Annotated in this window: 22 protein-coding genes; 11 read left to right on the top strand and 11 right to left on the bottom strand. The window is 62.5% G+C overall.

Annotated features, from left to right (window positions below; translation table 11 throughout):
- Positions 1 to 4: 4 nt before the first annotated feature.
- Positions 5 to 1963 (bottom strand): 4Fe-4S binding protein, encoded by a 1959-nt coding sequence (locus R0J92_RS10650; protein ID WP_411051657.1) that lies wholly within the window; start codon positions 1961 to 1963, stop codon positions 5 to 7.
- 368 nt (positions 1964 to 2331) lie between these two features.
- On the opposite strand from R0J92_RS10650, the gene R0J92_RS10655 reads away from it, so the two are divergent.
- The 9 genes from R0J92_RS10655 to R0J92_RS10695 all read left to right on the top strand — a co-directional run bounded on the left by R0J92_RS10655 (position 2332) and on the right by R0J92_RS10695 (position 11339).
- The gene (locus tag R0J92_RS10655; protein WP_165798126.1) at positions 2332 to 2865 is read left to right on the top strand and encodes a DUF3305 domain-containing protein; all 534 of its coding nucleotides are present in this window, start codon (positions 2332 to 2334) and stop codon (positions 2863 to 2865) included.
- Positions 2862 to 3533: a DUF3306 domain-containing protein gene (locus R0J92_RS10660; RefSeq protein WP_411051658.1), complete on the top strand. Its 672-nt coding sequence runs from the start codon at positions 2862 to 2864 to the stop codon at positions 3531 to 3533. The genes R0J92_RS10655 and R0J92_RS10660 overlap by 4 nt, the downstream gene beginning before the upstream one ends.
- A complete protein-coding gene (locus tag R0J92_RS10665; RefSeq protein WP_394805004.1) occupies positions 3530 to 4168 on the top strand; it encodes a molecular chaperone in 639 nt (212 codons plus the stop codon). Before R0J92_RS10660 ends, R0J92_RS10665 begins: the two co-directional genes overlap by 4 nt.
- Before the next feature lie 111 nt (positions 4169 to 4279).
- Positions 4280 to 4468, top strand: a complete 189-nt coding sequence (locus tag R0J92_RS10670) for a twin-arginine translocation signal domain-containing protein (protein ID WP_317385395.1) — start codon at positions 4280 to 4282, stop codon at positions 4466 to 4468.
- A gap of 112 nt (positions 4469 to 4580) precedes the next feature.
- On the top strand, positions 4581 to 7592 hold the full coding sequence (locus tag R0J92_RS10675; RefSeq protein ID WP_411051659.1) for a formate dehydrogenase subunit alpha: 3012 nt from the start codon (positions 4581 to 4583) through the stop codon (positions 7590 to 7592).
- A gap of 12 nt (positions 7593 to 7604) precedes the next feature.
- Positions 7605 to 8198: a formate dehydrogenase FDH3 subunit beta gene (gene fdh3B, locus R0J92_RS10680; protein WP_106163847.1), complete on the top strand. Its 594-nt coding sequence runs from the start codon at positions 7605 to 7607 to the stop codon at positions 8196 to 8198.
- 118 nt (positions 8199 to 8316) lie between these two features.
- Positions 8317 to 9531 carry a formate dehydrogenase subunit gamma gene (locus tag R0J92_RS10685; RefSeq protein ID WP_411051660.1) on the top strand — a complete coding sequence of 405 codons (1215 nt, stop codon included), beginning with the start codon at positions 8317 to 8319 and terminating at the stop codon, positions 9529 to 9531.
- Positions 9532 to 9854: 323 nt separating this feature from the next.
- Positions 9855 to 9980, top strand: a complete 126-nt coding sequence (locus R0J92_RS10690) for a hypothetical protein (RefSeq protein WP_279327903.1) — start codon at positions 9855 to 9857, stop codon at positions 9978 to 9980.
- Positions 9981 to 9989: 9 nt separating this feature from the next.
- Complete coding sequence (locus R0J92_RS10695) at positions 9990 to 11339, top strand: sigma-54-dependent transcriptional regulator (protein WP_106163845.1); 1350 nt, start codon at positions 9990 to 9992, stop codon at positions 11337 to 11339.
- A gap of 57 nt (positions 11340 to 11396) precedes the next feature.
- Here R0J92_RS10695 and R0J92_RS10700 read toward each other — a convergent pair whose 3' ends face one another.
- The 9 genes from R0J92_RS10700 to R0J92_RS10740 form a co-directional block, all read right to left on the bottom strand.
- On the bottom strand, positions 11397 to 13376 hold the full coding sequence (locus R0J92_RS10700) for a cache domain-containing protein (protein ID WP_411051763.1): 1980 nt from the start codon (positions 13374 to 13376) through the stop codon (positions 11397 to 11399).
- Between the two features lie 146 nt (positions 13377 to 13522).
- Positions 13523 to 14254, bottom strand: a complete 732-nt coding sequence (locus tag R0J92_RS10705; protein WP_411051661.1) for an SDR family NAD(P)-dependent oxidoreductase — start codon at positions 14252 to 14254, stop codon at positions 13523 to 13525.
- The gene (locus R0J92_RS10710) at positions 14251 to 14973 is read right to left on the bottom strand and encodes an SDR family NAD(P)-dependent oxidoreductase (protein WP_411051662.1); all 723 of its coding nucleotides are present in this window, start codon (positions 14971 to 14973) and stop codon (positions 14251 to 14253) included. Before R0J92_RS10710 ends, R0J92_RS10705 begins: the two co-directional genes overlap by 4 nt.
- Positions 14970 to 15533 (bottom strand): DUF3833 domain-containing protein, encoded by a 564-nt coding sequence (locus R0J92_RS10715; protein ID WP_411051663.1) that lies wholly within the window; start codon positions 15531 to 15533, stop codon positions 14970 to 14972. Before R0J92_RS10715 ends, R0J92_RS10710 begins: the two co-directional genes overlap by 4 nt.
- Entirely contained in the window at positions 15530 to 16753 is a 1224-nt protein-coding gene (locus tag R0J92_RS10720) for an MFS transporter (RefSeq protein WP_411051664.1), read from the bottom strand. The genes R0J92_RS10715 and R0J92_RS10720 overlap by 4 nt, the downstream gene beginning before the upstream one ends.
- Positions 16750 to 17262, bottom strand: a complete 513-nt coding sequence (locus tag R0J92_RS10725) for a chalcone isomerase family protein (protein ID WP_411051665.1) — start codon at positions 17260 to 17262, stop codon at positions 16750 to 16752. The genes R0J92_RS10720 and R0J92_RS10725 overlap by 4 nt, the downstream gene beginning before the upstream one ends.
- Positions 17252 to 18412, bottom strand: coding sequence for a class I SAM-dependent methyltransferase (locus R0J92_RS10730; protein ID WP_411051666.1), 1161 nt, complete (start codon positions 18410 to 18412; stop codon positions 17252 to 17254). The genes R0J92_RS10725 and R0J92_RS10730 overlap by 11 nt, the downstream gene beginning before the upstream one ends.
- Complete coding sequence (locus tag R0J92_RS10735; RefSeq protein ID WP_411051667.1) at positions 18412 to 19176, bottom strand: DUF1365 domain-containing protein; 765 nt, start codon at positions 19174 to 19176, stop codon at positions 18412 to 18414. Before R0J92_RS10735 ends, R0J92_RS10730 begins: the two co-directional genes overlap by 1 nt.
- A complete protein-coding gene (locus R0J92_RS10740; protein ID WP_411051668.1) occupies positions 19173 to 20483 on the bottom strand; it encodes an NAD(P)/FAD-dependent oxidoreductase in 1311 nt (436 codons plus the stop codon). Before R0J92_RS10740 ends, R0J92_RS10735 begins: the two co-directional genes overlap by 4 nt.
- Positions 20484 to 20782: 299 nt before the next feature.
- Between R0J92_RS10740 and R0J92_RS10745 the strand changes: the two genes are divergently transcribed.
- Complete coding sequence (locus tag R0J92_RS10745) at positions 20783 to 21304, top strand: sigma-70 family RNA polymerase sigma factor (protein ID WP_207796919.1); 522 nt, start codon at positions 20783 to 20785, stop codon at positions 21302 to 21304.
- Complete coding sequence (locus R0J92_RS10750) at positions 21301 to 21936, top strand: ChrR family anti-sigma-E factor (protein WP_317385404.1); 636 nt, start codon at positions 21301 to 21303, stop codon at positions 21934 to 21936. The genes R0J92_RS10745 and R0J92_RS10750 overlap by 4 nt, the downstream gene beginning before the upstream one ends.
- Before the next feature lie 129 nt (positions 21937 to 22065).
- Here R0J92_RS10750 and gap read toward each other — a convergent pair whose 3' ends face one another.
- Positions 22066 to 23070, bottom strand: coding sequence for a type I glyceraldehyde-3-phosphate dehydrogenase (gene gap, locus R0J92_RS10755; protein ID WP_317385405.1), 1005 nt, complete (start codon positions 23068 to 23070; stop codon positions 22066 to 22068).
- Between the last annotated feature and the right edge of the window lie 247 nt (positions 23071 to 23317).

Below are 23317 nucleotides of genomic sequence, written 5' to 3' on the forward strand. Positions count from 1 at the left end.
GCCCTCAGTGGTCGCGGCGTTTGCTGAGGTAATCCTCGGTGGTGCGCACGCGCGGACGCTCCTTGCCGGCAAAAGGCGAGTTTTGCTGATGGAACTGGGCGTTGACCCGGCAGTCATCACACATCTGGATCATCTTCGCGGCCTCGGGATTGCCGAACATCGAGTGCTTTCCGGCCAGCTTCTCGGTGATCTTCTCGACCGTGGATTTGACGCCAAACAGGCTGCCGCATTCGATGCAGGCAAAGGGTTCTTCCTCATGCAGCACAACCTGATCCAGCGCCGAGGCGGCGAGGTTGAGGCGGGGCTCGTAGGTGATTGCATCCTCCGGGCAGACATTGGCGCAGAGGCCGCATTGCAGGCAGGCGTCCTCCTGAAAACGCAGCTGCGGCAGGTCCGGATTGTCGCCAAGCGCGCCGGACGGGCAGAGCGACACGCAGGAGAGACACAGGGTGCAGGCGTCCTGATCGACCAGAACCGCCCCGTAAGGCGCGCCTTCGGGCAGCGGCAGCTGAGTGTCCGCTGGCGTGAGGGCCAGCGCCGCCTGCCGGGTGATTTGACGGCGGGTGCCCATGGGGCGCTGGGGTGTTTCGACAGGGGCGGGCAGGGTGCGCTCGGCATAAAGCTCATCGCAGAACGCTTCAGGCTCGCTCGCCTGCAGCACCCGGGCGGCGCCCAGAGCGATGGCATCGGCAAGTGCGATCTCCCGCATCTGCACCTCCATGTCGGTGCTGGGGCCGGGCAGGAGGGAGACGTCGAGGAAACCTGCGGCGCGGGCGGCGAGGATCTCGGCGTGACCAAAGGTGTTGAGCGCTTCGACCTCCAGCGGGATCATGGCGGCGGGCAGACCACGTTCAAAACGGGCGGCCAGACGGATCATCTCGGCGCCATGGGCGTCGACCACCAGCAGGCGCGGTTCGGTGCCCCCGGCGTCGAGATAGGCCTTGGCGAGGGTCTGGATGCGGCGAAACAGGCTCTCGGCGGGCGGTGCATCATAGGTGATCGCGCCAGACGGGCAGAGCGAGGCGCAGGCACCACAGCCCGCGCAGATCATCGGGTCGATGGACACACTGTCACCATCGGGCAGGATCGCGCCGGTGGGGCAGACGTCCAGGCAGCGGGTGCAGCCGGTTTGCCGGGCGCGAGAATGGGCGCAGAGCAGCGGCTCGGTTTTGACATAGAGCGGCTTTTCAAACGTGCCGACCAGCTGACTCGCGGCGAGAATGGCATCGGCGACTGCGGTGGGCGATTTGGGGTCCGCACGCAGATAGCCCTCGCGTTTTTCCGGAGCCGGGAACAGGGGGTGGCCACCGCTGAGGTCGAGAATGATATCGCACTCCGACTGGCCGCCATCACGGGGGGGGCTCCAGGTCCAGGTGCGCCCGGTGACATCGAGCGATTGCAGCGCGTCGACCGTGATACGAAAGCCGCCAAGGGCGCCGCGCGCGCTGCGCAGCTGACCGCGGATGGCGTCGAAACCGCGCGACATTGGCGGCTCTTCCGTGTCGCTCAACAGCACCGTGACCCCAAGAATATCCTGCAATTTCGCCGCGGCGGGCAAAACCACATCAGCCGCGCCGAGAATGAGGCAGAGGCCTTCGCTGATCACATCCAGCGTCTTGGCCTGGGTGCCGCCCATCTGTGCTTCGGCGATCAGGGCGGACATTTTGGGTATCACCGCCCCCGGTTTTTCGGCCTCGGTGGACCAACCTGCCCGGTCCCGGAGGTCGAGGAAGAGGGGGGAGGCGGCGCCGGTTTCCTCGGCAAGTTCGGCGAAAAGTCGGGTTTCCTGACCACAGCAAATAATTGTGTCAGGCTCGTGAAGAGCCGCCACCGCGGCCTCTGTTTCCCGGGTGCACAGGGCGGAATGGACCTTGGAACACGGCAGTCCGGTCGCGTCGGTCAATGCCTCCGGATCGAGGGGTTGTGATCCGGAACAATCACACAATATCAAACGTTTGGTCATTGATTTCTCGCTCGCGGTCAGGCTGGCATTTGGCGCCGATTTTACGGTTTCGGCCCTCACCCTAGACATGTTTTCATCCGGTCGTAAACCACTGGTCGCACGGCGGGTGATGCGCGGCTCTGCATCGATAGGCGAGGTGATTCGCGCCGTCATCACAAAAACTGAATGCCTGATAAAAAAACTAGAATTAGACAATTCGTCCACTGTTGTCCGGGGTGGGCAAAACGGGCTGCCAAATTGTCCAGCGCTGATGAAAATACGGGCAGGAGATGCACTGTGTGCTTTTGCATGCAGCATGGTTTGCGGCAGTGTTGCGGGAACCAAGCCAAGGATGGGCCGTGGACCAGAACAGCTCAAAGATCGACGTGATGCCGCTGGGCGTCGTTATTCGGCGAACCCCCGGGGTGACGCCCTGGGCGCGTTGGGCGTGGACCGTCGTGGCCGTGCTGCCGGGGGCGGCGGATGCGGACTGGGCTCTGCTGCGCGAAGAGGATGGGGCGTGTGAGTTTCACGCGGCCACCCTGACGCTGGAATTGCACCGCGCCGATGCCGAGGCTTACATGCAGGGGCTGACCGCAAATCCGCCGAGCATCTACGTGGTGCTGCGCCCGGGTCCAAATGCGCGCCCGGAAGTGACGCTGGTGACGGCCTCGCCGTTTGAGGCGCAGGACTATGCCGACACTGGCGAGGATCAGGTGGAGAAGGTGGACATGCCCGCCGGGCTGGTGGCCTGGGTGCGGGATTTCACCCTCACGCATTTCAAGGAAGAAGAGTTCAAGAAACGCCGGCGGGATCGCCAGCGGGTTGATCTTGAGGAAGATGGCGTGGGCGATGCGCGCATTCCGCAACTGACCGATGTTTATCGCGCGCCGGTCAAGGCCCGCAAGGAGCGCCTGCAATGAGCGCGCGGGATTTCTGGTCCCGCCGCCGCGCTGCGGTCGAGGCTGAGGCGGCCACCGAGGCGCGCGCTGTGGCGGAAATCGAGGTCGCCGAGCGCGAGGCCGCACTGGCGGACCGTGACGAGGCGGAGCTGCTGGCCGAGCTGGACCTGCCGGACCCGGACACGCTCGGGGCGGGCGATGATTTCAAGGCCTTCCTGTCTGATGCGGTTCCGGCGCGGCTGAAGACTCGGGCGCTGCGTCGCTTGTGGCTGACCAACCCGGTGCTGGCCAATGTCGACGGGCTCTTGGATTACGGTGAGGATTTCACTGATGCGGCAATGGCGGTGGAGAACATCCAGACCGCCTATCAGGTCGGCAAGGGCATGACCGCCCATGTCGAGGAACTGGCGCGTCAGGCGGAACTGAAAGCAGCGGCTGAGGCCGGCGATGTCGGGCAGGCCGACCAAACCTCTCTCGAAGAGGATGACGGCGCGGAGGCAGACGCCGGGATGGCTGAGGCTGAGGACCAGGATGCGCCAGCGCTGCCAGAGCAGGCAGACGATGTCGCGGATCTCCAGCATGAGGCGCAGCAACAGGTCAGCACCTTGCTCTCTGAGGAAGAGGTCTCTGGTGTGGCCCCTTCTCGGCGAATGCGCTTTGCGTTTGATGGGGCGGAGACAGAAACATGACGGAGGAGAGCCGGATGACAGAGGCAGCGTTGAGCGCGTCAGTAGAGCAGCCCATGGCACATGAAGAGGATCGCCTGCGCGCGGATCTCTACAACTACCTCGGGCTGATGCTGGCCTCCGCGCCGGACCAGATGCTGCTGGAGCAGACAGCTGGGCTGAGTGGCGACGATACCCCGCTGGGGCAGGCGATCACGCAGCTGTCGCGGGTGGCAAAACGCACCAAACCTGCCGGAGCGGAACGAGAGTTCAACGCTCTGTTCATCGGCCTTGGCCGGGGCGAACTGCTGCCCTACGCCAGCTACTATCTGACCGGGTTCCTCAATGAAAAACCGCTGGCGGCGCTGCGCAGTGACATGAGCGTTCGTGGCTTGAGCCGTGCGCCCAACAGCTTTGAGCCCGAAGACAACATCGCTTCCTTGATGGAGATGATGGGCGCAATGATCGTGGGGCGCTTTGGCGCTCCGGCCACGCTCGACGAACAAAAGACGTTCTTCAACAAACACATCGGTCCCTGGGCGACGCATTTCTTTGCCGACCTTGAGGGGGCAAAGAACTCGGTGCTCTATGCGTCGGTCGCCTCGGTGGGGCGTGCCTTCATGGAGATCGAGGCAGAGGCGTTTCGCATGGGCGGCTGATTGGCCCCGGCGAAGTCCATTTATGACGCGCGTGGTGGGCACGCGCAGGGTGAGGCGACCCGAACGCCTGAAGAGTTGGACCCGACAAGACCAAAGAGGAGGAGGATCCACATGTCACGGAAAGAGGATGGCGCAAGCCGCCGCGACTTTCTGAAACTGGCTGCAACCACCACGCCCGTAGCGGCGGTGGCGCTTGCAACCACCGGAGGCGAGGCCGAGGCCGCGACCCCGGACCTGTCATCGGACAAGATGCAGGATACCGCGCACACCCGCGCCTATTACGACAGCACCCGGTTCTGATCGGTTGCCATTCATGCCTGAGCCGACTGGTTGCGTGACGCCCGACTGAGCGAAGGTTTCTCAATGAACCCAGCGCGTTCCTGACTGCAGGGACAAGCAAGGGAGGTTTAAAATGCTTAGGAAAAAGACCAACGGGGTAGCGCGACGCCCCCAGCGGACCAGTATCCTGTCCAAGGTCGGCGAAACAGCCGTCGACCGCCGCGCGTTCCTGCGCGGCTCAGGCCTTGCCATCGGCGGGCTTGCAGCGATCAGCGCCACCGGCGGGACCGTGACGCAGGCCAATGCGGCGGCTTCGGCAACCGGTAAGGTCGAAACGATCAAATCTGTCTGCACCCACTGCTCGGTCGGCTGTACCGTGATTGCCGAGGTGCAGGATGGTGTCTGGACCGGTCAGGAACCCGGTTGGGATAGCCCCTTCAACCTTGGCTCGCATTGCGCCAAAGGTGCATCCGTACGCGAACACGCCCACGGCGAGCGTCGCCTGAAGTACCCGATGAAGAAAGAAGGCGGTGAGTGGAAGCGCATCAGCTGGGAACAGGCGATCGACGAGATCGGCGACGGCATGATGCAGATCCGCGAAGAAAGCGGCCCTGACAGCGTCTATTGGCTCGGCTCGGCCAAGCACAACAACGAACAGGCCTATCTGTTCCGCAAGTTTGCCGCCTACTGGGGCACCAACAACGTGGATCACCAGGCGCGGATTTGTCACTCCACCACCGTTGCGGGTGTTGCGAACACATGGGGCTACGGCGCCATGACCAACAGCTACAACGACATTCATAACTCCAAGGCGATCTTCATCATCGGCGGCAACCCTGCCGAGGCGCATCCGATCTCGCTCTTGCACGTGCTGAAGGCCAAAGAGCAGAACAACGCGCCGCTGATCGTGTGCGATCCGCGTTTCACCCGCACCGCGGCCCACGCGGACGAATATGTCCGTTTCCGTCCCGGCACCGATGTGGCGCTGGTCTGGGGGATCCTGTGGCACATCTTCGAGAACGGTTGGGAGGACAAAGAGTTCATCCGCACCCGTGTCTGGGGTATGGACCAGATCCGCGACGAGGTCGCCAAATGGACGCCCGAGGAAGTTGAGCGCGTGACCGGCACCCCCGGCAGCCAGCTCAAGCGCGTGGCGCGGACCATGGCGAACAACCGTCCCGGCACCGTGATCTGGTGCATGGGCGGCACGCAGCACACCAACGGCAACAACAACACCCGTGCCTATTGCATCCTGCAGCTGGCGCTTGGGAACATGGGCACCGAAGGTGGCGGCACCAATATCTTCCGCGGCCACGACAACGTGCAGGGCGCAACCGACCTTGGCGTTCTCAGCCACACGCTGCCGGGCTACTATGGCCTGTCGGCTGGCGCATGGGGCCATTGGAGCCGTGTCTGGGGTGAGGATATCGACTGGCTCAAGGGACAGTTCGAAACCGTCAAATCCGCCGACGGCAAGGACAAGAACCTGATGAACCTGACGGGCATTCCGGTGTCCCGCTGGATCGATGGTATCCTTGAGGACAAAGAGAACATCGACCAGCCCAACAATGTGCGGGCCATGGTTCTCTGGGGCCACGCGCCGAACTCTCAAACCCGGATGACGGAGATGAAGACGGCGATGGAAAAGCTCGACATGCTTGTCGTGGTGGACCCATATCCGACCGTCTCTGCCGTGCTGCATGACCGGACTGATGGCGTCTACCTGCTGCCCGCTTGTACTCAGTTCGAGACACGCGGCTCGGTGACGGCGTCGAACCGGTCGCTGCAGTGGCGCGACAAGGTGGTCGAGCCTCTGTTCGAGAGCCTGCCGGATCATGTGATCATGGCGAAATTCGCCAACAAGTTCGGCTGGGCAGATCGTCTCTTCCGCAATATCGAGATGGAAGACGCCGAGACCCCCAACATCGAGAGCATCACGCGCGAGTTCAATCAGGGCATGTGGACGGTGGGTTACACCGGCCAAAGCCCGGAGCGCATCAAGCTCCATATGGCGAACCAGCACACGTTTGACCGCACCACGCTGCAAGCGGTCGGTGGTCCGGCGGATGGCGATTTCTACGGTCTGCCGTGGCCCTGCTGGGGCACGCCGGAGATGAACCATCCGGGCACGCCGAACCTCTATGACATGTCCAAGCCGGTGGCGGATGGCGGTCTCTGTTTCCGCGCCCGCTTTGGTGTGGAGCGCGATGGCGACAATCTGCTTGCCGAGGGCGTCTCGAACCCCGGTGCGGAAATTCAGGACGGCTACCCTGAGTTTACCATGCAGATGCTGGTCGACCTCGGTTGGGACAAGGATCTGACCCAAGAGGAAAAAACCGTCATCGCAGGTGTCGCGGGCGTGCAGCTCGATGGCATGGGTGAGGCCGGCACCAGTGGTACTGGCAATCAGGGCGCAGGCGAAGAAGTGGGCGAGCAGTCCATGTCTCCGTTCCCGTCCGATTTCAACACCAAGACCGCTTCGGTGAACTGGAAAACCGACCTTTCGGGCGGTATCCAGCGGGTCGCGATCAAACATGGCTGCGCCCCCTTCGGCAACGCCAAGGCACGTGCTGTGGTGTGGACCTTCCCGGATCCGGTGCCGCTGCACCGCGAGCCGCTCTACACCAACCGGCGTGATCTGGTGGTGGATTATCCGACCTATGAGGATCGGAAATTCTACCGTCTGCCCACCATGTATGCCTCGATCCAGAAGAACGATGTCTCCAAGGAGTATCCGATCATCCTCACGTCCGGCCGTCTGGTCGAATATGAGGGCGGCGGCGACGAGACCCGGTCAAACCCGTGGCTCGCCGAACTGCAGCAGGACATGTTCATCGAGATCAATACGCGTGACGCCAACGACATCGGCGTGCGCGATGGCGCTCAGGTCTGGGTCGAAGGCCCCGAGGGCGGCAAGGTCAAGGTGATGGCCATGGTGACCGAACGGGTAGGGGCCGGCGTGGCCTTCATGCCCTTCCACTTTGGTGGTCACTTCCAGGGCGAGGATCAACGGTCCAAGTACCCGGATGGCGCCGACCCCTATGTTCTGGGCGAAAGCACCAACACGGCGCAGACCTACGGCTACGACTCGGTCACTCAGATGCAAGAGACCAAAGCCACCCTCTGCAAAATCATGCCAGCGTAAGGAGACGGATAAATGGCACGAGCTAAATTCCTGTGCGACGCCGAACGCTGCATCGAATGCAACGCCTGCGTCACCGCGTGTAAGAACGAGCACGAGGTGCCTTGGGGCATCAATCGGCGCCGTGTTGTGACCATCAATGATGGCAAGCCCGGTGAACGGTCCATCTCGGTCGCCTGCATGCATTGTTCCGATGCACCCTGCATGGCGGTCTGCCCGGTGGATTGTTTCTACCAGAACGAGGAAGGGGTGGTTCTCCACTCCAAGGACCTCTGCATTGGCTGCGGCTACTGCTTTTACGCGTGCCCCTTTGGCGCGCCGCAGTACCCGCAGGCGGGCAACTTCGGCTCCCGCGGCAAGATGGACAAATGTACCTTCTGTGCCGGTGGTCCCGAAGAAAACAACTCGCAGGCCGAGTTCCAGAAGTACGGGCGCAACCGGATCGCGGAAGGCAAATTGCCGATCTGCGCCGAGATGTGCTCCACCAAAGCGCTCCTGGCGGGTGATGGGGACGTGGTGTCCTCGGTCTACCGTGAGCGTGTGGTGGCCCGTGGCTTTGGTTCCGGCGCCTGGGGCTGGGGCACAGCCTACGAACAGAAGGGCGGCTGACGCCGGCCTTTGTTCTCAAGGCACGCCGACAACAGGAGGCGGCCCGCCATGCGGCGGGCCCCTTCCGGTGTGCCCTCTATTCAATTTTTCAAATCCGGCTTAACGGGGAGTTCCATCCATGCCGCGCCTGATTTTCGTATTCGTTCTGAAGCTGGCCTTGATGTGCGGCCTTTCGGCCTATGCACAAGACGCCGCCCCGACTGCCCCCGACCGCAGCGCGACGGGTGGGGCGCAGACGCTGGAGGACATCATGGCCCGCCAGCGTGGCGAGCCGATTGATGATCGATTCCGCAGTGAGGCCACCGGCAACCCGGACGCGGCCGCCGCGATCAACGAGCACTTGGGCACCCTTGGTGGCCAGTCCGACCCGGAGCTGTGGCGGGCCTTGCGCTACAATTCTGCCGACATTCGCGTCTCGGCGGGCGGCGAAGTGGCCACTGTCCTGGTGCAGGATGGCGGCATGAGCTGGCTGACCTTCCGCGAAGGACCCTTGCGCCAATATGGCGGTTGGCTGCTCCTCGGCACGATGGGGGCGTTGGCGCTGTTCTTCCTGCTGCGAGGGCGGGTGCGTGTCGATGGCGAACAAACCGGTCGCACCGTGACCCGTTTTGAGTTCATCGAGCGTCTGGCCCATTGGATGCTGGCGGGATCTTTCATCCTGCTCGGGGTGACCGGCCTGTTGACGCTGTTCGGACGTGTGGCGATCCAGCCCTATCTGGGCAAGGACGTGAATTCCCTGCTGCTTATCGGCTCCAAATGGATCCACAATTCGGTGTCCTGGGCCTTCATGCTGGCCCTGATCATGGTGTTCTTCATGTGGGTTGCGCATAACATCCCCAACAAGCTCGATCTGGTCTGGATCAAGCAGTTTGGCGGCATCGTCGGCAAGAAACACCCGCCAGCAAAGAAGTTCAACGCAGGCCAAAAGGTGATCTTCTGGTCGGTGATCTTGTTCGGCGCGTCGATATCAATTTCCGGCCTGTCGCTGCTGTTCCCGTATGAACTGCCGCTCTTTGCCAAGACCTTCAGCATCCTCAACGATCTCGGTCTGCCGCAATGGCTGGGGTATGGTGCCTTGCCGACCGAGCTGGCGCCGCAGGAGGAAATGCAGTTGGCGCAGCTGTGGCATGCCATCGTGGCCTTTGTGCTGATGGCGATCATCATTGCGCATATCTACATCGGCACGGTGGGCATGGAAGGGGCCTATGATGCCATGGGCACCGGCGAGGTGGACGAGACTTGGGCGCACCAGCACCATTCGATCTGGCTTGAGGAAGTTCAGGAGAAGGAGCGGGCGAAGTCCGGGACTACGGGCGCTACTCCGGCAGAATAGGACCATGGGGCGACTGATACCTGGCCTGCGCCTTGTGACGTCGCCCCGGTTGGCAAACCGGAAGACGGAGATCATCACTGGTAGCCGCAAGGGGATGCTACAGGGCTCTTCCCTCGGGTGATCTTCCTTCTGAAGTGCGTTCAGAAATGAGGAATGCCTTGAACGCCGGGGCTATAGATGTGCTTTTAGATCACCGGCTGGAGCGCTATATTAAGGCCTGTCGGCTTCACTGAAACCAATGACGCAGATCGCGGCCCACATCGACCGGGCGGATCTGCAAGACCACCTGACAACTGCGACAACACACCAAGAGGACATCTGATATGAAAGCCATGCTTGCGGGCTTTGCCCTCATCGCCGTGATCGCCGTCGGCGCGGACTTTGCGCTGGAGCGTGCAGGGTTCTCCGCGCAGGATCAAAACTCTGGCGCTGCTGTACGCCTGAACTGATTGTATCCCATGAACGTCACCGCCCTTCGCGATGAGTATTCCGCGTCGCTGTCCTCTGCGTCGATCCTGGTGATTGATGACGAACCGGGCATGCGCCATTTCATGACCAAGGTGCTGGAGCCTCATTGTAAGCGGGTGGAGCAGGCGGCTTCGGCGAAGGACGCCTCTGACATCCTCGACAAGGCGCATTTCGATCTGATTGTGCTGGATAATATCATGCCCGGAAAGACGGGGCTTGAGTGGGTCGCCGAGCAGCGCCGAGTGGGGCTTTTTGCAGATACCATCTTGGTGACGGCCTATGCGGATCTGGACACTGCCATTCAGGCGTTGCGGATCGGGATTGCGGATTTCGTGCTCAAACCTTTTCGCGCCAATCAGATCCTGAACGCGGTAGCGCGGGCGTTGGATCGCAAGTATTTGCGCCGCGAAAACTACCTGCTGAAACATGAGCTCTCGGCAGAGAACGCGGGCGCCCGCGGGCGGTTGCTGGGCAAATCCGTGGCCATCGGCAAGGTCCGCCAGATGCTGCAACGTCTGGCACCGCTGCCGACGCCGGTACTGTTCACAGGGGCGTCCGGCACCGGCAAGGAGATTGCGGCGCGCACGCTGCATTCGCTGTCTGACCGGGCCGAACAGCCCTTTGTTGCCGTCAACTGCGCCGGCCTGTCGCCGGATCGGCTGGCGGAGGAATTGTTTGGCGTGATCGATGCGCAGGACCGCCGTCGCGACGGGCTGTTCCTGCATGCCGATGGCGGCACGCTGTTCCTTGATGAAGTGGCGCAGATGCCCGAACAGGTGCAGGCGGCGCTGTTGCGGGTGCTGGAGGATCAGAAGGTGCGCCCGGTGGGAGCAGAGCGGGACATTCCGCTGAATTTGCGCTTTCTTTTTGCCACCAATGCTGACCTGCAGCAGGCGGTCGAAAGCGGGCGGTTCCGCGCTGACCTCTATCACCGCATCAACGTCGTGAACATCGAGATGCCGCCCCTGCGACAGCGCATCGAGGATATCGTCGAGCTGGCGGCGCTGTTCACGGAACAATTCGCCCTCAGCCTTGGCATGCCAACCCTGGAGCTGGATGAGGAGACGTTGCTGAAATTCTCCCGCTACGACTGGCCCGGCAACGTGCGGGAACTGCGCAACCTTGTCGAACGTTCGGTGATCCTTGGTGCCTTTCCAGAGGAATTCACAGGCACTGGGTCCGTCACCGGAGTGGAGGCGGTCGAAAACCTCGATATGGTGATGCAGCGCCATATCATGCATGTGCTCGATGCCTGTGAGGGCAATCGGGCAGAGGCGGCGCGGCGGCTTGGGGTCTCGCGCAAGACCATTGACAGGAAATGTGCCAGCTGGGGCGTTTGAGACGCCTTAGCCAACGGCTGAGTGCAAACCCTGACAGCGGTGTGTTGGGACGCCGTGCTAGTGCGGGGCGGTGAGCTCTGCGGCGGACGATGAAGGATCCGGCAACCAGATCAGGAACTCTGCGCCACGCGCTTTGCGGTTGCGCACCGTGATGCGGCCCCCGGCGCGCTGGATCAAAGTCTGGCTGATCGACAGGCCAAGCCCGGTGCCCTCTCCTTGTTTGGTGGTGAAGAACGGATCGAAAATATGATCGATCCGCTCGGATGGAATGCCGGGACCGGTGTCTGCGATGCGCAGGGCGGTGCCGTTCTGACCCTCGCGGGATGCCGCCCAAATGGAAATCGCCAGTGTGCCCCGCCCATCCATCGCCTGGGTGGCGTTGATGATGATGTTGATCACAACTTGCTGTAACTCACCGGGGTCGATGCAGACGCAGGGTGTGTCGTCAAACTGGGTGAGGACCCGGATCTCCTGCTTCGAGATCACATGATCCACCAATACCAGACAATCCCGAACCACGGCGGCCACGTCTACATGTTCCGCAAAGGTGCCAAAGTCTGATGGCCTTGCGAATTGCAACAGCTTTCCGACGATGGCACCGATCCGCATCACCTGATTGTCGATCAGATCGAGTTCGGTCTGCACCGGGTCGGCGGCCTCGCCCAACGTCATGCGCATCACATCTACGTTGCCTTGAATGACGGCGACCGGATTGTTGATCTCATGCGCCACGCCGGCGGTGATTTCACCGATCGACGCCAGCTTTTCGCTCATCACCAACTGCCGGAATGTCTCCTCCAGTTTGGTGTTGGCGACTTTCAGCTCCCGGGTGCGTTCCTCGACGCGGGCATTCAGCTCGTCCGCCCAGTTGCGCAGGCGCTTGTCCCGCTCCTGGACCTGATCCAGCAGAGTGTCGAGATGGCTGGCGACCTGGCCGATTTCGTCACTGCGCCCGATGGTGCCATTGCGCGCAGTCAGATCGCCGCGCTTCACCCGCGCCATGGTGCGGGTCATGCGTTCGAGCGGGGCAAAAATCCCCTTGGCCAGCCACAGGAACAACGGCGCGGTCAAGGCGATGACCAGAACAAAGGCGCCGGCAACCGTCCAGTAGGCGGCTCTCTTTGCGGTCTGGTAGGGGGCCTCCAGAAAGCCGACATAGAGCATGCCGACCCGTTTCCCGAAACTGTCGGTCAGCGGCATGTAGCCTGAGATATACCAGTCGTTCACGACAAAAGCACGATCAAGCCAGGTCTCGCCGTCGCCTAAAACCGCGCCGCGCACGGCAGCCGAGACCCGCGTTCCAAGCGCCCGCACATCTTCGAACAGACGCACATTGGTCGAAATGCGGGTGTCGTCGAGAAACAGTGTTGCGGTGCCCTGACGGCTGACATCCGATTGCCCGTGCAGATAGACCAGCGCGTTGATGGTATCGATGAAATCAAGGTTGCGGTTCAGCAACAATCCACCAACCAACACCCCGTCGGCGCCGCTGACGCGCACCGGGGCGGCGGTATGGACGACCATGCCCCGATCCTCGACGTCGTGATCGGTGGGGGCAGCTGCTTCGGTCTCGATCAGGTCTATGCTCGCCTGCGCCGCCAGGGCAGGAGATACATCCATGAGTTCTGCGGCAGAGAAGATATCTATTTCCGACGCCATGCGGCCAGCAGCGGCTTCGTGGATGACCGGCCATTTCGCCTTGGCCGCCGTCAAGGCGTCGCCTTGCAACAGATAGAGGAAATCGAGCTGCAACGCGCTCTTTTGGGTGGTGAGAAAGCGGTCAACCTGAAGCGCGCCAGAGGACAGCACCGTTGCCAGACGCGCCGAATCTGCCAATCCCTGCAAGGTGCGGGCGGAGTTGCCCTGGAGCTGGCCGAGGTATTGTTCGGCGATCCGCAGGTCACTTTCGACATTGGCGATCAGGACCTTGTCATAATCTGCATTCCATCGCGCCATCGCGACGACCATCAGCAGCGGCATCAGGACGCTAAGGGGCAGCAACGCAAGGATCAGCAGGCGCAGGCGAACGGATTTCAGCACAAGCGGTGGTCTCCTTGCGGTGCCACCGACGCAGGTGGCAATAGTCCGTCAGTGTCGCCGGATCGACGCCGGGGGGCAAGACCACAGGCGAGGACCTAACGGACCCGACAAAGTGGCCTCGCACTGGCAGCGTTTGGATGGTGTTATTCCGGGATCTTTTTGCCGGCCCAATCAAACTGTCCGCCGCTGTCCTTTGGGTTCAATCCGTCAAGCACCCCTTGCAGACAGTTGGCGGCATAGTCGGGTGCGAACAATTTGTCCTCGGGGACATTGGACTGAAACGGAGCCGACAAGCCTGTGTCGACGGTTCCCGGATGCAGGCAGACACAAATCGCATCCGGGTTCTTGCGCGCCACCTCGATCGCATAGTTGCGCATCAACATGCACAGCGCGGCCTTGGACGCGCGATAGGCATGCCAGCCGCCAAATCCATTGTCGGAAATTGACCCGACCCGCGCGGACAATGCCGCAAAGACCGTGCGGCCCTGACGCGGCATCCGCCCCAGCAGGTGTTTGGCCACCAGCCCGGGGCCGAACGTATTGACGCGGAACACCTGTTCGAAAGCGGCCATGCTTTGCTGGCGATAGGATTTTTCCGGCTTCAGCCCTGTTTCGGGGTCGCTCAGCAGGCCGGTGGCCACCAGAACCAGATCCGGTTCTCCCAGCTGTAGCGCCAGCGCCTCTAGGTCCGTCTCGCAGGTGATGTCAGCGCGGTGCGGAGTGATCTTCTCGCCAGTTGGCAATGCATCAACGCGACGCCCGACGGCATGGATGCGGGTGACGCTGTCGCGTGCGGCGTAGGCCGCGACCAATGCACGCCCCAGCCCTCCTGACGCGCCGAAAATGACGACTTCGCGGGGAGCGCTCTGCGTCATATGAGCCTCGTGACAAGTTTGCGTGGCAGATACGCCGCGATGCGAAAGACCCAGGAAAATGGCGCGGGAAAGGCGCTTTGAAACCGGTTTGAGCGCAGCGCTTTCATGCAACAGGCCGCAGCGTCCTCGGGGCTTTGAATCATCGGCATCGTGAAGTCGTTCTTTGCGGTCAGCCGGGTCTTGATGAAGCCGGGGTTTATCACCTGAACCTTCACATCCGTATCGCGTAGATCACGGTGCAGGTTTTCGCCCAGATGCATCACCGCCGCCTTGGAGGCACCATAGCCGATGGCTCCGGGCAAGCCTGTGTAGCCAGCAAGCGAGCCGATCAAGGCGATATGCCCGCGCCCCCGCTGCGCCATGCGCGGGGCCACTCTGCCCAGCACACGCATGACCCCCATGAAGTTCACCTCACAGATTTCTTCGGCTGCCTCGGGCTCCCAGTCCTGAACCGTCATCGGATCATAAAGACCGGCGCAATAGAGCACCGCATCCGCGTCTTTGGCCGCCTCTGCCGCGGCCGTCACGGATCGCGCGTCGGTCACATCCATCGGCAACGGCACGGCGTCGCGCAGCTCACCGGCCAATTCCGTCAACCTGTCCGGGTTTCGGGCGGATAGGATCAGCCGCGCGCCTTCGCGGTCCAGCGCCGTGGCCAACGCACGACCGAGACCTTCGCTGGCGCCGATGATCCACCAGGTCTTTCCTTCAAAACTCATTGCTTTGCCTCCGTGTCCGGGGCCGGGCGAATGGTGGCGATCAGTTCAGCCACCTTGACGCCGAACTTGCGCATCTCGGAGCGGTTCATGATGGTGCCGTTCTCCATCAGATACATCCAGTCGGTGACGTCCAGCACATGCCCGCCGCCGTCCTCGGGCAGACGGATGCGATAGTCGAGCCGCACGCTTGCGCCGGAGTGCTGGCCGCGCCCTGTGCCGATGATATCGTCCGCCTCGGCAGTGAATGCGCCATCGGGCCCGGCAGTGAGGATCCATTTTCGCGCCTGCGTGCCGCCGCCTGCATATTGGAAGTCTTCGCTCAGCGTGCCGCTGTCGCCCTCCCACTCGCCGGTCATTTCCGCAACGAAACGCGATACCACGCGCCCGGTGGGACCGTAAATCATCCCTTCGGAGATGAAACGCCCGCTCAGATGTTTGCGGATGTCAAAGGCGGGCCCGGTGTTCGCATAGTCCGAGGGCCGCTGGGCACGAAAGCCAAATCCGGGGCGCAGCAGCAGGAGGAGCAGCACGAGGATGATAAGAGCAAGCAGGAGCTTCATGCAGAAACCTCTTTCCGGGGGAGTTGCAGCGCCAGCACGATGGCGACGCATTTGATGAGACAGGGCAGCACTGCGTAGCCCAGCGTTAGCGCGGTGAGGGCGGCGTCGGAATTCGTGGCACCGGGGCGGTAGCCGCTGATTTCCAGCAGGGGCAGCAACAGCACGGCCGCGCTGGCCAGCGCCAGTTTGGCGGCAAAGGACCAAAGGCCAAAGGCGCGACCCGCCTGCAGCCCGGCGCGGTTCAATGCGCCGGCAAAGAGCACCGGCAGGATCACCATATCGGCGCCAAGTGCTGCACCGGAGCCGAGGCAGATCAGCGCAAACCCGAAGGCCGCCTCTGTGGGCAGGGCCGCAGCGCCGATAAAGGCCACTATGGCCAGCCCCATGGCGGGCACCAACACCCGGGCCGGGCCGAAACGCGCAGAGGCGCGGGTCCAGAGTGGGACCGATAGCCCTGCGGCAAGGAAAAACAGGATGAGGAAGGGACCAGCCAGATCCGGCAGGCGCAACCGGTCCTCGACAAAGAACAGGAACAGGGTCGAGGTGATCGCCACCGGCAGAGCGTTGACAAAGGCCAGCCCCAGCAGGCCAAGCGCGCCGGAGCTGCGCAGCTCGGACAGGGACAGCGGGCGTTCTGCCGGTGCCGAGACTCGCCAAAGGGGGCGACTCACCACGAGGGCGATCAGGCAGACCGCTGCCAGCAATAGGCCAAAAGCGCTGTAGCCGCTGCCAGATGCGCCAAGGGCCACCAACGCGGTCGGTGCGGTTGCAGCGAGGATGATCCCGCCGAACGTGCCGGCCTCGCGATAGCCTGCCAGTCGGATCAGCCCGTCGGGGCTGCCGGCGAGGGCAGCGCTCTGGCCATAGAAAAGGATGGTGCCAAGGCTATATGCGGTGAAGACCAGAACCAGCGCCGCGATCAGCCAGGGGATCGTGGCTGTTTCCGGGCGGAGGGTGTAAAGCATCACGAAACCGAGCCCCATGCCAAGCGAGGCCAGCACCGCAAAGGCGGGTTTGCGCGCCGGGTAGCGATCAACCAGCCAGCCAAGCGCCGGGTCCTGAGCAAAATCCATCACGCGGATGCCCGCCAGGATCACCCCGAGGGTCGCAAGGCTCAGCCCCAGTTCACCGGTGGCATAGCGCGGCAGATGGATATAGAGCGGCAGACCGGCAGCCGCCAGCATCAGCGCATAGGTGCTGACGCGCCAGGGATGCATCATTCGCCCCGCAACTGGGCCGAAAGGCGGGCGGACCGGCTGTTGGGCGACAGCCATATCCCGAGGAACCGCTTGCGCAGATCCGGGTGGGAGACACGGCAGGTCCGCGCGCCATTGAGGCGCATTTCGACGGTATCCGGCGTGGTGGACACTGCCACGTAGTGGTCCCCGTCACCCACGGCGCGAAAGCAGGTGGCCAGTTTTTTCAACATTTCCGGTTGATCGGAGCGCGTGCCCTCGATGCGCTGCAACTCCTTGCGGGTGCCCTGCAACAGATCCTCGGCAGAGAAGCCGCGCGCGTAGTCCAATCGCAACGACAAGGGCCGGTCCCAGTCGAATTGATCGGCCCCTTCGGTGTGCAAGGTGGCGGTATAGACCTCAAAGCCGAGAAACCGCAGGGTCGCCTGCCCGAGTGGGACGGGCGCGCCAAGGCCGGTGCCATTGGCATGGCTGATGGCGGGGGCTCCAAGGGTCAGGACCAGTGCAAGTACGGCGCGAAGATCAACTCGCATGGGCCAGCTCCACCTGTACCACATCTGTTTGACGGGTCTCGAACGAGGCGGCGCAGATCTGCAAGTAGAACTGCCAGTTGCGCAGGAAGCTCTGGTCGTAGCCAAGCCCGAGAACCTTGTCCGATGCGGCGCTGAGCCGATCCGACCACATGCGGCAGGTGCGGGCGTAATCGAGACCAAAGCCAAAGTTGTCGGTGACCTTCAGACCTGCCTGCTGGGCGTGATGGGCGATCATCGCATTGGACAGCAGCATGCCACCCGGGAAGGTGTACTGCCGGATGTAGTCCGACCCCTTGCGATAGATGTCGAAATAGGCGTCGGGCACCGTGATTGCCTGCACGACTGCGCGGCCGCTCTCGGTCAGACGGTCCTTCAGCATGGCGAAATACTGTGGCCAATACCGCTCGCCCACCGCTTCGATCATCTCGATCGACACGATGCCGTCGAATTTGCCTTTGGTGTCGCGATAGTCGCAGAGCTGAATTTCCGCCCGCCCGTCAAGCCGCGCATCGGCAAACCCATGCTGGCTGGGCGAGATGGTGATGCCGGTCACGTGGCGGCCATGATCGGCCGCACGTTCGGCAAATCCACCCCAGCCGCAGCCGACCTCCAGGATACGTTCGGCGTCGCTGGCACGGTTGAGGATGCGGTCGTACTTGCGGTGCTGGGCATCCTCCAGACTGCGGTCGCCGGGGGCAAAGAGGGCCGAGGAATAGGTCATGCTTTCATCAAGCCAGAGCTGATAGAACTCATTGCCGACATCGTAATGCGCCTTGATGTTGCGGCTGGCGCCACTGCGGGAATTTGCGCGTAGCAAACGGTCCACGACACGGAATTTCAACGTGGCCAGCGGGCTCGGGTAGGCAAAGGCCTCGAGGTAGTCGAGGTTCAACAGCGCCACCTGGGTCACCGCCTCGATCGATGGTGTATCCCAAAGACCGGCGACATAGGCCTCGCCCAGTCCGATGTCCCCGCGCGAGGCCAGCGCTGTGACCACTGACCAGTCGTTGATCTGCATTTCGGCTTCGGGCGCGCCTTGACCAAAATCATGCACTTCGCCTTCGGGCGTGATCAGCCGCAGGCTGCCGCGTCGTATCCTGGCACAGCTATCGAGAAAATCGCGTTTGACGCGGTTGGTGATGAACAGCATCAGCTTACCTCCTGTTCGGGCGGAAGCGGGCGTCTTCTGTAGCGCGCGCCCTTGAGTTTGAGTTTGAGCGCCTGCCAGTGGATCAGCGCGATGGTGCGCATGGCGCCCAGCGGGCGGCGCAGGGCGGCGGTGATCAGCCGGGAATTGCTCAGGGGATGACGGTCTCCGATCAGCGTGGCGATGACGCCTTCGGAGCCGTTCTCATGGGCAATCCGGATGGCGATCCGATCCTCCCCGATATCAAACGTAAACCGATATGCGCCCGCGACCTCCTGAAAAGGTGAGACATGCATGATTTTCTGTGCCGTGAGGCAGGATTTCGCCGTGATGGGGGCAAAGTCGGGCAGGGCGCAGAGATAGCTGTGCCGATCGCCAAAGGTGTTGGACACCTCGGCAATCACCGCCCGCAGCGCGGTGCCGTCCATCGCCAGCCAGAAGCTGACCGGGTTGAAGATATAGCCGAGGAATGAGGGCTGGGTCAGCAGCATGACGCGCAGCCCGGAAAGTGGCAGCCCGGCCTGCGTCAGGATCTCCTCGGCCCAGACCACACCGCGCCCCTGTCCGGGCGCGCCTCCGTGGCTGAGGTCCTGCACGGAAGCCAGGTTCCAGCGGTTGCGCGAGAACAGGCGCGGCCCGTCTGCGGATTTCGGGTCCAGCAGCACATAATCGACGCTGTAGCGAAACGAATTGCGGATGCTGCCACGCCGGGCGTGGGTGGTGTATCCTGCCAGATGTTCAGGCCATCTGTCGGTGCTGGCGCTCATGCCAGGACCTCTTGCGCATCACGGCTCGGCAGGTGACGGGCCTCCAGCGCCCGGGCCACGCGCACCGCGCTGGCAAAGCCGTCCTCGTGAAAGCCATGGCGCAGATAGGCCCCGGCGAACCAGGTGTTGTTCTGGCCCTGCATCGCCTGCACCGCGTCTTGCGCCCGGACCGCAGCGCGGTCGAAGACCGGGTGGCGAAAGGTCTTTTCATCGTAGATCAGCTTTGCGTTCACCTCCTGCACGGGGTTCAGCGACACAAACAGCGGATCGTTCTCCGGCAGGTTCTGCAGCCGGTTCATCCAGTAGGTAACGCCGATGGCAGGGCGGTCGTCTTGCTGGTCGGCCTTGTAGACCCAGGAGGACCAGCAGGCGCGACGTCGCGGCATCTGTCCGGCATCTCTATGCAGGATCATTTGGTTGTCCTGATAGCGCATGACCCCGAGGGTGGCCTGCTCCTGCGTGGTTGGACGCGCCAGAAGGCGGAGTGCGTCGTCGGAATGGCAGGCAAAGATCACTTCGTCAAAGCCCTCCGACTGGCCATCGGGTAGATGCAGGGTAACGCCGCTGTCGTGGCGCTCGACCGAGCGCACTGGGCAGGCGGCGCGCAGATCGACGCCGGTTTTTTCCAGATGGGCACAGAGGCGGGTGACATATTCGATGCTGCCGCCCTTGACCGTCCACCACTGGTGCTGCCCCGCAGCGGACAGCAGCGCATGATTGCGGAAGAAGCGCACCAGAGAGCGGGCGGGAAAATCGCGGATTTCTTCCGGCGGGGTGGACCAGATGGCGCCACAGATGGGCATCAGATAGTAGCGTTGGAACCACTCGCCGAGAGACAGCTCCTTGACCAGTTCGCCGATGGTGGTGCTGTCGTCGCGGGCTGCGCCTTCGGCGCGGGCATTGAAGCGCAGAATATCGCGCACCATGCCAAAGAAGGCCGGACGTCCAAGGTTGCGCCGCTGACCAAACAGGGCCGTGAGGTCCTTCAACCCGTATTCCACCGCGCCGTTCTGAATGGTAGCGCCAAAGGACATGTCGCTGCGCACGACTGGCACATCGAGTTCGTTGAACATGCGCGTCAGATGCGGGTAGTTCACGTAGTTGAATACGATGAAGCCGGTGTCGACAGGCTGGTCACCGCGAATGCCTGCTGTGACCGTGCGCGCGTGCCCTCCAAGACGCGGAGCGGCCTCGAACAGCGTCACGTCATGACGCGGCCCAAGACACCACGCCGACGCCAGTCCGGAAATCCCCCCACCCACGATTGCAATTCGGCGACGCTGTGACGAGAGGGCATCAAAAGACATGTAAACTCCATTGGTTTTGATGATCTTACGCAAGGCGCGGCCCGGTTGGATCAAAAAAGCAGAAAAGAAAAACGTGGCAGGGTTTCTCGTCGCTTTACGAATTTTTTGCGGGGTACAGAATTTTTGATCCAGCCGGAGCGGGGCGGCGTATGAAAGTCATGTTCGATGTCAGTGAAGACGTTCTTTTGGAAGACAGGCTTGAAGCCGAAGCCGCGCCCGCTAGGGTGGGCGATGGCGCGAAGCGTGCCAGGGAGAACATATTGGTGACAGGCGAACCCTATGCCGAAACAACGGTCTGGATGCTGGCGGTGCGCGACCAGCGGGACAAGGTGGCCTTTGGTCACCTGTTTGATCACTTCGCCCCCCGTTTGAAAGGGGTGATTTGTCGATCCGGCCTGCCGCCGGCTCAGGCGGAGGACATTGTGCAGGACGTCATGCTGACGGTCTGGCGCAAGGCGCATATGTTCGACCCCGGTCGGGCGCAGGTTTCGGCCTGGATATATCAGATTGCGCGCAACCGTCAGATCGACGTGCTGCGCAAGGAACGCCGCCCGGTGCCGGAAGAGTTGAAACCGGCCGAGACGGCAGAAGATGACGCGTCACAGATTGTGGCGCTGGAAGAGGAGACGACAGCTTTGCGGGCGGCGCTGAACAGGTTGAAGCCCGCACAGCGCGAGATGGTCGAACGCGCCTATCTGGGCGAGTTGACCCATGCGGAGATCCGGGCCGAAACCGGCCTGCCGCTGGGCACCATCAAGTCGCGCATCCGGCTGGGGCTGGAAAAGCTGCGTCACGAATTGAAGGGAACGGACAGGACATGACGGGCATAACGCATCATATCCCTGACGAGCTGCTGATTGCATATGCCTCAGGCAGCTTGCCAAAGGCGTTTTCAACCGTGGTCGCCACGCATGTCTCCATGTGTGACGAGTGCCGGGCCCGCCTTGGCGCGCATGAGACGCTGGGCGGCGCGCTGCTGGATGATACACCCGTGCAGGATGTCTCCTCCGACATGAAGGCGCGTCTGTTTGATGCGTTGGATACCCCGGCGGCGACAGAGCGGGTCTATGAGCGCTCCGGCATCTTTCCGGCACCGGTGATGGAGGCGCTGGGTGGCTTGCCACCGAAGTGGAAGCCCCTTGGCCTCGGCGTGCGGCAGATGATCCTGAACCACGACCGCAGCGGCAGCGTGCGGCTGCTGTATATCCCGGGCGGCATGGCAGTGCCGGATCACGGACACAACGGTCTGGAGCTGACTTTGGTGCTGCAGGGGGCCTTTTCGGATGAGACCGGCCGGTTTGGTGTTGGGGATCTGGAGGTTGCAGACGGCGATCTGGAGCATGAGCCTGTGGCCGAAGACGGCCCGGCCTGCATCTGCCTTGCGGCCACTGATGCCGCGCTGCGGTTCCGGTCCTTTGTCCCGCGCATGCTGCAGCCGATCTTCCGGATCTGACGCAAGGGTCTCGCGAGGCTCTGCCTCGCGCTCCGGGATATTTATGCAGAAGATGAAAAGGGCCGCGGCATGTGCTGCGGCCCTTTGGTGTTCGGGTCTGCGGTCTTCAGCTCTGAGCTCTGCTGGAGGTCAGAGGAATTTGCCCATCGCGCGACCCGTGTCGATCATGCGGTTGGAGAAGCCCCATTCGTTGTCGTACCAGCTGACCACGCGCACCAGACCTTCGGAAGTGACGGCGGTCTGCGGCGCAGCAAAGATCGACGACCGGCGGTCGTGGTTGAAGTCGGTCGAGACCAGCGGCTCGTCCTCGTAGCCGAGGATGCCCTTGAGCGGGCCGTCGGCGGCAGCCGCCTGGATCGCGGCGTTGATGCTCTCGACGCTGGCGGCTTTTTCCGGCTGGAAGGTCAGATCGACGACAGAGACATTTGGCGTCGGCACGCGGATGGCGGAGCCTTCCAGACGGCCCTTCAGATGCGGCAGCACTTCAGAGATTGCGCGGGCAGCCCCGGTGGAGGTTGGGATCATCGACAGCGCCGCGGCGCGGGCGCGATAGAGATCCTTGTGGGCGCTGTCATGGGTCGGCTGGTCGCCGGTATAGGCGTGGATGGTGGTCATGTAGCCGGTCTTGATGCCGAATGCATCGTCCAGCACCTTGGCCACCGGGGCCAGACAGTTGGTGGTGCAGGAGGCATTGGAGACGATCACATCCTCAGCGGTCAGATCCGCGTCGTTGACGCCGAAGACCACGGTGCGGTCGACCTCTTTGCCCGGTGCGGAAATCAGTACCCGCTGGGAGCCGTTTTCCAGGTGGCGGGCGGCGGCCTCGCGGGAGGTGAAGAGGCCGGTGCACTCGTATGCGATGTCCACGTCGGACCAGGGCAGCTCTTCGGGGTTGCGGATCGCGGTCAGGCGGATCTCGTGGCGGCCCACTTTCATGGTGTCGCCCTCGATCACCACCTCGGCGCCGAGACGGCCATGCACGCTGTCGTATTTCAGCAGGTGGACCTGGGTTGCGGGTGCGGCGAGGTCATTGATCGCCACGACTTCGACGTCGGTGGTGTCATTCTCCAGCAGCGCACGCAGCACATTGCGGCCAATCCGGCCAAATCCATTGATCGCGATCTTAAGGGTCATTTGCCAATAACTCCGGTTCGGTTTCCGGGCACGGCACCCTGATGGTGCCGCTATCACTCGCGGCTATCGTTAACGCTAACGTCGCCGTCGATCAAGCCCCGTGACGATGCCTGCCCCTCGGCACCACGGCAATTTTCTACCTATTGGAGCGTAGCGCATTTCCGATCCACGTCACGATACCTGCCCGTAAAATGGTCACTTTGCGCAAAACCCGCTCCAAGTGGCGGGCCAGCGGTTTACGCAAGTG

Origin of the sequence: Tritonibacter sp. SIMBA_163 (genome assembly GCF_046535935.1) — a bacterium.
GTDB lineage: Bacteria > Pseudomonadota > Alphaproteobacteria > Rhodobacterales > Rhodobacteraceae > Epibacterium > Epibacterium scottomollicae.

Excerpts from the sequence above, each read along its gene's own strand:
- R0J92_RS10740 (WP_411051668.1), bottom strand. The coding sequence starts at position 20,483 with ATGTCTTTTGATGCCCTCTCGTCACAGCGTCGCCGAATTGCAATCGTG.
- R0J92_RS10750 (WP_317385404.1), top strand. The coding sequence starts at position 21,301 with ATGACGGGCATAACGCATCATATCCCTGACGAGCTGCTGATTGCATAT.
- R0J92_RS10745 (WP_207796919.1), top strand. The coding sequence starts at position 20,783 with ATGCTGGCGGTGCGCGACCAGCGGGACAAGGTGGCCTTTGGTCACCTG.
- R0J92_RS10665 (WP_394805004.1), top strand. The coding sequence starts at position 3,530 with ATGACGGAGGAGAGCCGGATGACAGAGGCAGCGTTGAGCGCGTCAGTA.
- R0J92_RS10675 (WP_411051659.1), top strand. The coding sequence starts at position 4,581 with ATGCTTAGGAAAAAGACCAACGGGGTAGCGCGACGCCCCCAGCGGACC.
- R0J92_RS10670 (WP_317385395.1), top strand. The coding sequence starts at position 4,280 with ATGTCACGGAAAGAGGATGGCGCAAGCCGCCGCGACTTTCTGAAACTG.
- R0J92_RS10730 (WP_411051666.1), bottom strand. The coding sequence starts at position 18,412 with ATGCTGTTCATCACCAACCGCGTCAAACGCGATTTTCTCGATAGCTGT.
- R0J92_RS10655 (WP_165798126.1), top strand. The coding sequence starts at position 2,332 with ATGCCGCTGGGCGTCGTTATTCGGCGAACCCCCGGGGTGACGCCCTGG.
- R0J92_RS10705 (WP_411051661.1), bottom strand. The coding sequence starts at position 14,254 with ATGACGCAGAGCGCTCCCCGCGAAGTCGTCATTTTCGGCGCGTCAGGA.
- R0J92_RS10710 (WP_411051662.1), bottom strand. The coding sequence starts at position 14,973 with ATGAGTTTTGAAGGAAAGACCTGGTGGATCATCGGCGCCAGCGAAGGT.
- R0J92_RS10695 (WP_106163845.1), top strand. The coding sequence starts at position 9,990 with ATGAACGTCACCGCCCTTCGCGATGAGTATTCCGCGTCGCTGTCCTCT.
- R0J92_RS10650 (WP_411051657.1), bottom strand. The coding sequence starts at position 1,963 with ATGACCAAACGTTTGATATTGTGTGATTGTTCCGGATCACAACCCCTC.
- fdh3B (WP_106163847.1), top strand. The coding sequence starts at position 7,605 with ATGGCACGAGCTAAATTCCTGTGCGACGCCGAACGCTGCATCGAATGC.
- R0J92_RS10735 (WP_411051667.1), bottom strand. The coding sequence starts at position 19,176 with ATGAGCGCCAGCACCGACAGATGGCCTGAACATCTGGCAGGATACACC.
- R0J92_RS10725 (WP_411051665.1), bottom strand. The coding sequence starts at position 17,262 with ATGCGAGTTGATCTTCGCGCCGTACTTGCACTGGTCCTGACCCTTGGA.
- R0J92_RS10690 (WP_279327903.1), top strand. The coding sequence starts at position 9,855 with ATGAAAGCCATGCTTGCGGGCTTTGCCCTCATCGCCGTGATCGCCGTC.
- gap (WP_317385405.1), bottom strand. The coding sequence starts at position 23,070 with ATGACCCTTAAGATCGCGATCAATGGATTTGGCCGGATTGGCCGCAAT.
- R0J92_RS10685 (WP_411051660.1), top strand. The coding sequence starts at position 8,317 with ATGCCGCGCCTGATTTTCGTATTCGTTCTGAAGCTGGCCTTGATGTGC.
- R0J92_RS10720 (WP_411051664.1), bottom strand. The coding sequence starts at position 16,753 with ATGATGCATCCCTGGCGCGTCAGCACCTATGCGCTGATGCTGGCGGCT.
- R0J92_RS10660 (WP_411051658.1), top strand. The coding sequence starts at position 2,862 with ATGAGCGCGCGGGATTTCTGGTCCCGCCGCCGCGCTGCGGTCGAGGCT.
- R0J92_RS10715 (WP_411051663.1), bottom strand. The coding sequence starts at position 15,533 with ATGAAGCTCCTGCTTGCTCTTATCATCCTCGTGCTGCTCCTCCTGCTG.